This is a genomic window from Hydrocoleum sp. CS-953 (assembly GCF_002260545.1).
Lineage (GTDB): Bacteria > Cyanobacteriota > Cyanobacteriia > Cyanobacteriales > Microcoleaceae > Trichodesmium.
Genome location: NZ_LGSU01001412.1, coordinates 1 through 12,475, shown reverse-complemented (window position 1 = coordinate 12,475; position 12,475 = coordinate 1). Strand labels below are relative to the sequence as shown.

The 12,475-nt window shown below is 35.6% G+C and carries 8 protein-coding genes; 4 read left to right on the top strand and 4 right to left on the bottom strand.

The annotated features are described in order from the left end of the window. Window positions 1-261: 261 nt before the first annotated feature. Entirely contained in the window at window positions 262-696 is a 435-nt protein-coding gene (locus AFK68_RS28655; protein ID WP_094673835.1) for a hypothetical protein, read from the bottom strand. Between the two features lie 3 nt (window positions 697-699). Beyond that, a complete protein-coding gene (locus AFK68_RS28650) occupies window positions 700-2,127 on the bottom strand; it encodes a DASS family sodium-coupled anion symporter (RefSeq protein WP_094677156.1) in 1,428 nt (475 codons plus the stop codon). Between the two features lie 324 nt (window positions 2,128-2,451). On the opposite strand from AFK68_RS28650, the gene cysC reads away from it, so the two are divergent. Continuing rightward, window positions 2,452-3,033: an adenylyl-sulfate kinase gene (gene cysC / locus AFK68_RS28645; protein WP_094673834.1), complete on the top strand. Its 582-nt coding sequence runs from the start codon at window positions 2,452-2,454 to the stop codon at window positions 3,031-3,033. A gap of 796 nt (window positions 3,034-3,829) precedes the next feature. Here the strand turns inward: cysC and AFK68_RS28640 are convergent. Both AFK68_RS28640 and AFK68_RS28635 read right to left on the bottom strand, forming a co-directional pair. Next, window positions 3,830-4,978 carry a phytanoyl-CoA dioxygenase family protein gene (locus AFK68_RS28640; RefSeq protein WP_094677158.1) on the bottom strand — a complete coding sequence of 383 codons (1,149 nt, stop codon included), beginning with the start codon at window positions 4,976-4,978 and terminating at the stop codon, window positions 3,830-3,832. 1,452 nt (window positions 4,979-6,430) lie between these two features. Further along, the gene (locus tag AFK68_RS28635) at window positions 6,431-7,549 is read right to left on the bottom strand and encodes a RuBisCO accumulation factor 1 (RefSeq protein ID WP_094677154.1); all 1,119 of its coding nucleotides are present in this window, start codon (window positions 7,547-7,549) and stop codon (window positions 6,431-6,433) included. 653 nt (window positions 7,550-8,202) lie between these two features. Between AFK68_RS28635 and AFK68_RS28630 the strand changes: the two genes are divergently transcribed. The 3 genes from AFK68_RS28630 (at window position 8,203) to AFK68_RS28620 (ending at window position 12,111) form a co-directional block, all read left to right on the top strand. Beyond that, window positions 8,203-9,141, top strand: coding sequence for a response regulator (locus tag AFK68_RS28630; RefSeq protein WP_094677152.1), 939 nt, complete (start codon window positions 8,203-8,205; stop codon window positions 9,139-9,141). A gap of 29 nt (window positions 9,142-9,170) precedes the next feature. Beyond that, window positions 9,171-9,872, top strand: coding sequence for a bifunctional demethylmenaquinone methyltransferase/2-methoxy-6-polyprenyl-1,4-benzoquinol methylase UbiE (gene ubiE / locus AFK68_RS28625; RefSeq protein WP_094677150.1), 702 nt, complete (start codon window positions 9,171-9,173; stop codon window positions 9,870-9,872). 1,012 nt (window positions 9,873-10,884) lie between these two features. Next, a complete protein-coding gene (locus AFK68_RS28620; protein ID WP_094677148.1) occupies window positions 10,885-12,111 on the top strand; it encodes a DUF445 domain-containing protein in 1,227 nt (408 codons plus the stop codon). Window positions 12,112-12,475: the final 364 nt, after the last annotated feature.

Sequence of the window (12,475 nt, the reverse complement as noted above, 5' to 3'; positions counted from 1 at the left end):
CTAAATAAATGAACTAAACTATGGCAGGGATAAAAAGAATGAGGAACATTCAATAATTGATAATGGATAATTGATAATTACCTCTACCTCAAAGGAAGAGGATTGAATAAAACGAAAATAAATTCATTGTTTCTCTTGAAATAGAACGCTTTAAACCTTAATTATTCGGTAAAAAAACATATCCTAGCCTAAAATTCATCATCTTCAATCAAAAAAATAAAGTGAGAATTTGACTTCTAACTTCTAACTTCGTTAAAATTCCTAATCTTCCTCAATATACTCTGCTATATTTGGTAATTCTCCGATTTTAGCAGTAAGTAATTGCGGACCAGCAATCACAATTTTTGTTGCACCTTCTTCTACAACCTCAAAAATATATTCCTCTATAGTACGTCTTTCTACTACTTCCTGACTTTCTAATTCCACTTCCTTTCCTTTTGCTTTGCGTTTCACCCGTTTCAAAACATCACCAGCTAAAGCGCGATAACCTTCCAACATAGAATTTTGTAATTTATGCAAAGGATTAGATCCCAACCAACCACTCTGCCCCAATTCACCAATAACATCATGAATTGAGTTATTATTAATAAAAAATACAACTCTCAATTTAGTTTGATTTTGTTGTGCTTCTGAGACTGCTTTCCACATTGCTTTATCGTAAGCGTAGGGGTTTGCAACCACCAACCAGATACTCATTTCTTACACTCCCAACCCAAATAAAGGCCAATAAAATTTCGCCATTACCAAGAATATCAAAGTCCCCACTAATTTTAGCAACAAGCCACGCTTAAAAGCTTCAGAAGGCGACACATAACCACTACCCATAATAATGGCCATTACCGGGGTACTAACTGGTAACAGAAAAGCTAAACCCGATGGTAGAGTAATACCCAAAGTCATTGCCCTTGGATCTATTCCATATTTAGCAGCCAAAGCAAGTCCAACTGGCATCAAAACTGCCACCGCAGCAGCATTACTCATTCCCTCTGTCAAAAAAGTAATAATCAAAACCATTGCCACAAAACAAACAATACCAGAATTAATCCACGATCCCAATAAAGTTTCTGCCAATGCTTGTGCTGCTCCCGTATCTCTTAAAACTGCACTTAGAGCAATAGCACTACCATACATCAAAAAAATACCCCAGTTAACATCCTCTTCTACTTCTTGCCAACTTGCTAAACCACAAATGAAGCTACACATCACCCCAAAAAAAGCTATTGTATCTAGTCCCCAAGCTTTTCCTCTAAAAATCCATAACAAAACTATTCCCGTCACTAATACCAATGTACCAACTTCTCTCGATGAAATTGCGCCCAGGCTTTTTGCTCTAATTCCCAGAAATTTTCGGGCATTAGATAAAGAAACTACTTGACCTTTTCCTATTCGTAATAGAAGAAAATAACAAACTATTAACATGAGGACAACTAAAGGAATAGACCAAATAAACCACTCCACAAAGGTGATATCGTATTCTCCTTTTGTTGTGCTGCGCAAAACTCCTAATGCTAGAGGCGCTCTCGCGCCCCCCAGTAAAGTTGCGATACCACCAATACCGCAACCCCATCCCAAGGCTAAAAATGCTGCTAGGCCAAAACGTCCACCTGGTTTAGCCCCTGCTGCTTGGACAACTTCTATAACCACCGGGAATAGCATGGCCGTGACTGCATAAGAACTAATCACAAAGGACATTACCGCTGAAAGAATTAAAATCGAGGCAATTAGGGTATTTTGACTATTGCCAAAACGGGAAACTACTGTTAAAGCAAGACGAGTGCTAAGTCCGGAGCGTTGAATGGGACTGGCTAGAATAAATGCTCCTAATACAAAGAATACTGCTTTGTTGCCGAAATAGGCATAAGTTTCTGTAGCGGACATGCTGCCACTGAGAGGAATTAAAAATAGTACCATTAAGCCTGTGACTGCTACTGGTAGGGTATTAGTTGCCCACAAGAAAGCTGTAACTCCAAATACTGCTAAGGCTCCTTTTGCTTCTTTTTCTACTCCTGTCATGGGAAACAGAAGAATTCCTACATAGATAAGTGCGGCAGCTACAAACCAAAGCCAACGGTACTGAGGTTGACGAAGTATTCGTAACCAAGTACCAATATGTTTGATGTTTTCCATTGATGATGAATAATAAGTTTTAACGTAGAGATTTGATTATACTTAGTTACAGAATTTGAAAAGAGGGAACAGGAAGGATTAAAATTAAATTTTTATTGAAAAAATTTACTGGTAGATTCTTTTTTAGGGAGATTCAGATAATCTTTTGAGTTGACAATTACTTTTATTACTGATTTAGTATTTACATCTTAGAAAATTAGATATTAATTGTTACAAGGTAAATATTTACCTTATCATAGTCAACATCTTAAGTCAATAGATTAATCGAATTTTAAATCCCTTTTTTGTCAGGATTTAAACTTTGTTTTTAAGAGGATTTTGTAAATGGAAAATAATAATCAAACAGGTGTAACAGTATGGTTTACTGGTTTAAGCGGTGCGGGTAAAACTACTCTAAGTTTCGCTGTTGCAGAAGAGTTGCGATCGCTTGGTTATACAGTAGAAATTCTTGATAGTACCGTTGTACGTCAAGATATTGGTAAAAGTTTGGGTTTTAGTAAAGCTGACCGAGATGAAAATATCCGCAGAATTGGCTTTTTAGCCCATCTTTTAACTCGTAATCGTGTGATTGTTTTAGTATCTGCTATTTCTCCTTATAATGAAGTTCGTTCCGAGGTAAGAAAACGCATTGGGAACTTTATTGAAGTATATGTTAATGCACCTCTAGAAGTTTGTGAAGCACGGGATAACAAAGGACTTTATCAACTTGCTAGAGCAAGAGAAATTCAAGAATTTACTGGTATTGACTTACCTTATGAAGCACCAACTAATCCTGATATTGAATGTCGCACTGACTTGGAAACAGTCGCAGAAAGTAAAGAAAAAGTTATACTCAAAATGGTGAATTCAGGTTATTTAAAACCTCGTAATTTTCCCGATAGTAATGCTTATTTTTTCGAGATTTAAAAGAAGAATGGAAGCAGGAAGAAGGCTTCAATAATTGATAATTGATAATGGATAATTGATAATTACCTCTCCCTAAAAATCAGAGGATTGAATCAAAGGAATATTTTTTCTTGTTTCTCCTTTAAAGGAAAGGCTTTAAACCTTAATTATTCGGTAAATTTTGTATTTTGAAATAAAAGGGTAAAACGATAAAGATATCTATAGTAATCCCGGCATAAGTTGCAATATTTTATAGTAGTGGTTTGGTCTCCCAAAGCAAGCATAAATGGGATTAGGAAACCAAACCCCTACAGTTTTTTTCACAAATTATTTCCACTTACCAATGGATAATTGATAATTAAGCAGGTACACAAAATTAATTACACATTTTGTCATACTGAATCCTTTATACTGTATGCTTCATATCACATTAGGGTAGGTTATTTCAGTTATCAGTTAACAGTTAGCCTCCTACGGAGGAGCTTTCCTTCGGAATGCTAGCGCAAACATGTCGCGCAGCGTTTTGCTGGCGCACAACTTTCGTATAGGGAATGCTCCGCAAACGTTAACGCCTGTCGCCGACATATAAAGCGGAGCTTTGCGTCAGCAAAACAGTAACCTCTGGCTGTTTGCGCAGCATGACAAACGGAAACCCAGAGGTTTGAAATAATGAACTTTTATCTTTTCATCCCCTTAAAAGGGGAGGCTTTGAACCTCTTTTTTTGGTAAACACTAAACAATTTTGTCATGGTGCTTATGCTCAAAAATAATTATCCATTATTAATTATCCATTATCAATTAATGAACTTCTTCCTTTTTAGCTATTTTGATAGAATTTCGTTCTTAATCTTTTTAATTCTGTCTCAAGTAGCTGATTTTGAGATTTTAATAACTCCAACTCTGTCTGAGAATTATACAGCTGACTTCGTAATTTTTCTAATTCTGACTCAACAGTTTGAAGTTGAGGTTTTAAGACATTCAGTTTATCCTGAGATTGTATTGCAATAGGTCGAAATTTTGCTAATTGCTCCTGAAATTGTAAGACTTCAGATTTTAATATTTCCATCTCATATTGTTCTGGATGAATTTCAATTTTTTCACCATTATAAATATGATTAACTACTTCTCCTGTGATAATATTCTTAACTTCTTTGAAATGAATTCTATGTATAAATGGATCGGAAAGTAAGGGAATATAATACATACAATCAGAAAAATAATAATGTGTCACCTGACTATATCTAGTTCGATTTTTATCTAAAACTGGACTGCCTCCATGAAGTAAATTTGCTGCCCAAATTAAAGCTTGTCCTTTCTTTACATAAAGTTCTACTTTTTCCAAACTATTGTGTTCAATTAATGACTGTAAAAACTCTTGATATATAGGATAAGTATCATAAGGTTTATTCTGATAACTGCCTGTAATTCCCAAATCGTTTAAATCAAAAGTTGGTAATTTATGACTCCCAGGATAATAATGTAGCGGACCGTTATTGGCATCTATATCTTCCAGAGCTACCCAAACTCCACACATAAATCTACTTGGAATTGAACTAAAATGTATACTGTCACTATGGGTAGTTTGTTCAGTACCAAACCTGAAATTTAGGGTTTGAAAAGGGATTGGTTCTCGCTGATAAAGTATTTTTAATAGATTAATAATTTTGGGAGCGGTGGCAATTTTTTTCACATCTTGATTGAATGTCCAACCATCTTGAATTCTATCGTGATAAATCCAAGCTGATTCTACTCTGCCTTTGTCTCCATATATTGGAGTTAAATCTTTAACTATTCTGTCTATAATTTCTCCAATATTTTCTATGTCTAAGTCGTCTATAATTACATAGCCTTGTTCTGCAAATTGTTTGACAAGTTCTTTGGTTTTATTGTCTAAATTTAACTGACTGAAAATTTGTTCAAAAAAAGGTGAATCTATCCAAGGCAGATTCATTACAGGAATTGTCATTTTTTTATCTAGGGAATAGGGAATAGGGAATAGGGAAGAGAGATTAGTAAAAAGAGAATAGGGAAGAAAGATTAGTATTACAGCAGTTTTCATTTGAGTAGACCACAGTAGGGACTAACCATGGTTACTCCCTACAAAGTTTTGGTTGTGACGATGTGGTTTATCCATCTGAAAAGCGCTGTAAAGTGTACCTCATTATACTCAAAAGTTTTGTAATTGCATCCTCATAAAATTGATATGTAATACCAATTTTATCAACTTAAACAACACTTGTAAAAGTATATATCAAGCTTGAAATCTAAGATGTAAAATTATTTCTAGCCTGACTTTAGGAAATTGCTAGAAACATTCAGCTATTAGCATTTAGCTCATCCTTTCCTGCGGAATGCTACCCAAACAGCTTTTCCTGGGCTATGATAATTTTTAATTCTCCAAGGATACTAATGTCTCCTGAGAGAATAAATAATGAATTAATGGGGGTTGCACATTAAAGAATGATAATAGATTTTAAACTGTATATATATTGAGAAAAGAATTATCCAAAAATATCTACTTTCAGATTTCATCATTCCTGATTGTGCAACGCCAATTAATAATATTAAATCCGTTGGCTTCAAAGTAATATAATTCCTTTGCTCGTCATACAATGCGTAGGGGCAAATGGCTATTTAGCTAACGCACAACGCGCGTTAACGCTACGCGACATGTTTGCGGAGCATTCCGTCAGGAAAACGCCCCTACAATATACATTCTTATTTTAAGATATCTTGTAACTAACTGCTCAAAAACTAATTCTCAATCTTTACATATTTCCTGCTAAAATTTGTATTTCCTACGGCTTTATATAGAATCCGGTTGAAAAGTCGTCCGCAGCGACGATAGGAAGCAATCTCGTGAAACCTCTGAGATTGCTATCCGTTCCGGAATGCTCCGCAAACCTTCCACTCCGTTCCAGTCGCTGCGGACGCAGGGTATAGTAATTATCCGGATTCTATATTATTGCATGAAAGTAGCGATAGAGCATCCATTGCCCAGCTATATCCCTCTCTTGCGATATTATTGATGTTATATTCATCTATTGGACAATAGTTATAGCTGGCTAATTAAACCTCAAAGCCTTTACAGGCAAAAGTTTCAGCCCCCTCCTACATCAACATTGATGTTATATTCATCTATTGGACAATAGTTAGGGCAGGCTAATTAAACCTCAAAGCCTTTATAGGCAAAAGTTTCAGCCTTTTTCTACATCAACGTTGATGTTCTATTTATCTATTGTCGAATAGTTACAACAGTTTCCGCACGTTATTATTGTCAATATGCACAAGCAAGTGTTGCAGCTATATGCTTTCATGCAACAAAACCATTTCCTACTGATAACTGATGTAGTAACACTCCGTGTTTGCGGAGCATTCCGGAACAGAAAGTGTCACTACTAACCGTTAACTGAAATGTTTATTCTTCAACTTGCCACAAGTCTTTAATAATTTCTTGATCGAGAATCTTTTTAGGTCTTAAGACTAACAAAGCTCTTCCAAGTAAAGGTATATTAGGTTCCTGATCAAACCACTGCATTACTATTTGACCGTCTTGGTCTACAATAAAATAACCATCTTCATGCCATTGACGTTGACTTCTATCAATAATTAATAAAACTTCTTCAGTAGTACCAGGTATAGGAGTAGGTAAGCGATCGCTATTTTCAATCAGCACTACTGGATCTTCTGCTTGCATGACAACTCGCCATCCGGGTATCGCTACCCAAGCACCCGCTCCACCAGAAAACTTGACTATTCTAAATGGTTCCACTTCTTCAACAATAGGTACCGCTTTAAAGTCTTCTGTGTTCAGAGGTAATTTTCCGACTACTGGTAAAATACGAGGTAACTCTTCTTCTTGCTCCAGTCGATAAACTGGTAAACGGGGAGCTGCTCTTTGAGAAACAACAGTAAAATCAGTTAATAGTTGTTCAAGTTGTTTTCTAGCTGTTTGAGAATCTGCTAATTTGAGACCTTTGGCAATTAGACGAGACCTATGTTGTAGGTCATTTTGTTGCCTTGCTTGTTTCCAACATTGATATGCTACTATATCTCCTGGAGCATCAGAAAATCCTTCTGGTATTGTTTTCATCCGAGCAAAATCTTTGATCGCTTTTGCTACATCTTTGGCATCATCCACATCAAGATTATGAGCAACTATAAACTCACTTGCTATAATTCTTTGTTCCTGAGTTAAAATTCTCAATTCGTAGAGGATATCACTACCCGTTCTCTCGAAACGTGATAGAACATTTGTTATGCTCGGCGATAAAGCATTTTCCTTAATATTGGCATTGACAATACTTGTATATACTTGAGACCCGACTATTACCTGATTTTGCTGTACTGGTTCAAATCCTGTTGCCTCAAATATTTGCTGAGAAGTATATCCAGCTTTTTGTAGAGCAGCACAAGCATTTCCCCACTCTACCCAATTACTTTCTTTGCGACGCAGTAAACCAATTAAGTTTTCTGCATCTACTTGATTTGTTGATTTTTGTTGCTCGTTAGTAGAATTTTGTGGTGTTTCAGTCATAATTTAGAGGGCACCTTTTTTGTTTGCAAATAGAATATACTTTTGACCAGAAAATTAGGTCTCAAGAATCCCTTTTTAAGGGGATGTAACAAATCAGTTTGAGTATTTCCAGCCTCCTACTGGAAGTTAAACAAAACAAAACTACAAAACAGTTTCAAATATATACAGGCAGATGGTTCGATATTAACAAGGTGTAAATCCTTAAATATCAAGGCTTCCAGGCATTTTTAGGGAGCGACGTAATTCCTTTGTCTCGACTGACTTCCAGCTATTTTTACAACTGAAAAATGTCTAAGTACCACTACTTCAGTAGGAAGTGGTGTTAACTGATAACTGAAATAACCATGCTACCAAAGTTTGAGCAGTATATTAGAGCCAGGCGCTTTTAACCCTGCTGATTTTAAATGACTCGCGGGATTTATTTAGTAGTCTCACTATGCTATAATATCTAACTATTATATATTGCTATGGCCTATAGATATTCTGGGCTTAATTGAAAATGCAACTGGCACTTAATCAACAATTAGCCTCATAAAGTAGTAAAGTAACAGTTGATAGCTATATAATTATTCAAAACTAGATATTTCTTTATAATTGATACATAGAATTATTATTATGCTACTTTAGAAATACAATTGAAGGGGTTTGTTTGAATGGAAGCAATTCCTCAACAGTTAGATAGCATTAGAATTCAACTGATGAGCCTAACCAGAAAAAAGAAACCTAAAATGCTGGTAGTAGATGATGAACCAGATAATTTGGACTTACTCTACCGCACCTTTCGACGAGATTTTAGTGTTCTCAAAGCTGAAAGTGGGATTCAGGCTTTGGAAATTTTGGCCTTAGAGGGAGAGGTGGCAGTAATTATCTCCGATCAAAGGATGCCAGAAATGAAGGGTACAGAGTTTTTAAGGAAAACTTTGCCCCAGTTCCCTAATACAGTCAGAATTATTCTCACTGGATTTACTGATATAGAAGATTTGGTAGAGGCGATAAATTCTGGACAGGTATATAAGTATATTACTAAACCTTGGGACCCCTGTGAGCTAAAGGGAGTTGTACAAAAGGCTGCACAGACTTATGAAGTTTTGAATCAACGTACTGAATATCTGGAAAAGTCTCAAACTCAATTGGATTTGTTAAATACGGTTGTTGATGTCTCTCAGAAGTCTGGGAGTATAGAAGAAGCTTTGGCAGAAATTACATCTATTTATAGTGAAACTTTTTCTACGGATTTATGTATTTTACAATTGATTGAGGATAATAGTTTAAGCTCGATTCAAGGATTGAGTAGTCAGCTTGGTAAGGTTGATAACTGGTTGGCTAATGACCCTCTGGCAATGGAAGCGATCGCTTCTGGGAATGTACAATCTGTGATGAATGTTTCAGAAGATACTAAGCTTTCTGATGTTTCACATTATCAAACTTCAGGTATAAACGCTCATATTGTTATTCCAATTTCCCATCGGCAAAAACTTCTAGCTTTGATGTCCCTCCAATGGCAACAACCCAGTACACTGCGCCCAGAAGAACTGAGTACAATTAATGTCTCAGCTCAATTACTGGCGTTGACTTTATATAGCTTTGAATAGCTTGAAACTGAAAATTTTGACTTAATTCTATGATTGATGATTCCACAGAGGTTCAGGCCATATTTAATAAAATTGCCCCTGTTTATGACCAACTGAATGATTTATTAAGTCTGGGAATACATAAAACCTGGAAACAAATGGCTGTAATGTGGAGTGAGGCTAGTTATGGTTCTACTTGTCTAGATTTGTGTTGTGGTAGTGGCGATTTGGCTTGGATGCTGGCCAAATTTGTAGGAAGTACGGGTCAGGTCTTTGGGGTCGATTTTTCTGTGGAGCAGTTGGCGATCGCTCGTAAACGCCAACCCCCTTTATTGGGCAAGATTAGTCCTATTGATTGGGTTGAGGCTGATGTTTTGAGTTTGCCTTTTGCTGATAATTATTTCGATTGTGCTACGATGGGGTATGGTCTCCGTAATGTCTCGGATATTCCCCTTTGTTTACAAGAGTTATATAGAGTCCTCAAGCCTAATGCTAAGGCAGCAATTTTAGATATGCACCGTCCGAGTAGTTCGGCTGTACGAGGGTTTCAAAAGTGGTATCTGGATACGGTTGTAGTTCCAGTGGCTCGTAATTTGGGGTTAACTAAGGAATATGCTTATATTAGTCCTAGTTTAACCAAATTTCCTACAGGCTTAGAGCAAGTTAATTTAGCATATCAAGCCGGATTTGTCAATTGCAAACATTACCCTATTTTTGGAGGGATGATGGGAATATTAGTAATTACAAAATAATTTCTTTAGTAATTTTACTCAATGAAAAATAAGCACTCTTAATAGGAATAGGAGCAATATTTTTTGTGTTAGTTGAAATTCTGATAGATAAATTATTACTGTAATAGTTTACTTATTAGTTCTCTGAAGGTAGATAATTTGAATTGAATATTCCCAGAACTAAAAGTTAGGGAGATGCTTAGTATTTTACTAGCAAATGGTTAAGTCTATTTCATTCTAAATAAGTGCTTAAGCAAAATTAATTGTGCATTAACTTCTTAGTCTGTTCAGGCTTAGAGACGAAATTATATACAAATAATTTTGCACGACTACTTATACTACCTCTCAGTAAATACATAAATCTAATTGTAGTAGTAGCTTAATGTAACTCTAAAAGTTTTAATATATTTATTTAGGGCTTGCTGAATAAATCTCAAAGCATTTACAGATAAAATCTTTAGGCTTTTTAAGTCCTGAACAAAGTACAAGGTTTTGGGTGTAAAAAGCTTAAAAAGCTAGGATTTTAGGCTGACGCGAGGCAAAAAAATCAAGGGATAATTCTTCCGAGACCTCCTCGCTTCCATACCCATTTCTCCTGACTCCTGACTCCTGACTCCTGACTCCTGACTCCTGACTCCTACTCCTAAAACTCATGCTTTTTCAGCAAACCCTAATTTATGATTAACACCACATACATTCTAATTATTTTTCGATAGAAATCTATTTACCGAGTAATTTAGGTAATTTAGGCAAAGTCAAAGCCATCATTGTCAACTTAACCTGAAATAGATTATTTTTAGTGATGTAGTCATAATAAAATTTCTTGCCTATTAAGACGATTCTTTATCACTTAATTACTTAAGGAGTATTTATTTCTCAGTTACAAGATAATTATACTAAAAAATTTATTCTACCTAACTTTATGATAAGTTAGCACAGTCTAGCTAAAACTGTCAAGCTTAAATATCTCCCTTATTTTCATTCCCGCTTACCCATAGACGGGGCTTTCAACTTTGCTTTTAGGTAATCAAAATTGTCTAATATCTGGCTTTATTTTGTACCACCAATTGCAGGTGGAATTATTGGCTATTTCACTAATGATATAGCTATAAAAATGCTATTTCGTCCTTATCGTCCTTATTATATTTTTCGACGAAAGCTACCCTTTACTCCAGGCTTAATTCCTGCTAACCAAGAACGTTTAGCAAAACGAGTTGCTGATACCATAATGGGTTCTTTGTTAACTCCTTCAGAGTTGCAAAATTTAGCACGTCGTTTGTTACAAACTGAACGGATGGAGGCAGCTATTCTTTGGCTATTGCGAATGGCTTTAGAACAATTAAAGCTTGATACAAATACAAGAACTACTAAAATTCTAGCAAATATTCTGCGCGATTTATTAGGTCAATCTTTGCCACGACTTCTTAAAGTTTGGGCAAAGAGAGAAGATTTTTTGGAAGCTCAACTAAACCAAATTTTTGACCAGATTTTGCTAGAGTTTCAACTAACTGAAATGCAGGCGGCTCAACTATCAGATTGGTTGCTTAAAGTTGTTTTACCGCCAGATGTATTAAGACAGACTTTAATTGATTTTCTCACAGATCAAAATATTTCAATTATTGATGAAGGTTTTCGTGAAAAAGCTAGTGGTACTTATTGGGTAGTAGCTAATTTGTTTGGGCTGCGTAATACTCTTACTAGATTAAGAACTTTTTGTTTAGATGAGAGAGAGCTAACTAATCAACGCTTAACGGAATTAATTACTGCATTGGGTGTTAGAGAAAGAATTCAGGAATGGTTACACAATCTTTCTATGCAAAATTTACCTGTTTCTACGGTACGTCAGTTAAGAAATACTATGCGGGATAGTGTACGTTTATATCTACAAGAACGTGGTGCTGATTTGATTCAGGCTGTAAGTTTATCTGTTGATTGGGAGCATATTGCGGATTTAATTATTAATCGTTTACAAGCTTCATCAATAATGAATAGTTCTCTGGAGTTAGTGAGTCAAGAATTAGCTTTGATTTTAGAACGTTATTTGGAGCGAGATTTAGAAAATATTGTCGCTATGGCAATTCCTATTTTAGATATCGATCAAGTAATTATTGACAGGATTAAAGGTACTTCTGCTGAAGAGTTGGAAGTTGCGGTTAATGTAATTGTTAAAAATGAGTTGCAAGCTATTGTTAATTTGGGTGGAGTTTTAGGTGTTTTTGTTGGTTCGTTGCAGACAGTTTTGTTGTTGCTACAAAGGTAAGTTTAATTATTAACAATTAATAATTAATAATTAATAATTATTAGGGTTTGCTGAAAAAAGCAGACTGTGTGATTTATGGAAATACAGAGAAAGTAGAAAGAATAATTTTCTCTTGATTTTTCTATGCCTGTCTGCCTTTTATCCTAACTTTTTGAGGGTTTTCATTTGAGGATGAAATCCTTATGATAGATAGCAAGAAACACTTGTCTCAATCTATAGCAATTCCCAAAAAGCGTGAGGTACAAAACTCTTTTGTTTTAGGGAGTAGGGAGTAGGGAGTAGGGGAAATGGGGAAATGGGGAAATGGGGAAATGGGGAATAGAAAAGAATAAAAACAACTGTACCTCATAACTGTGGGAATTAC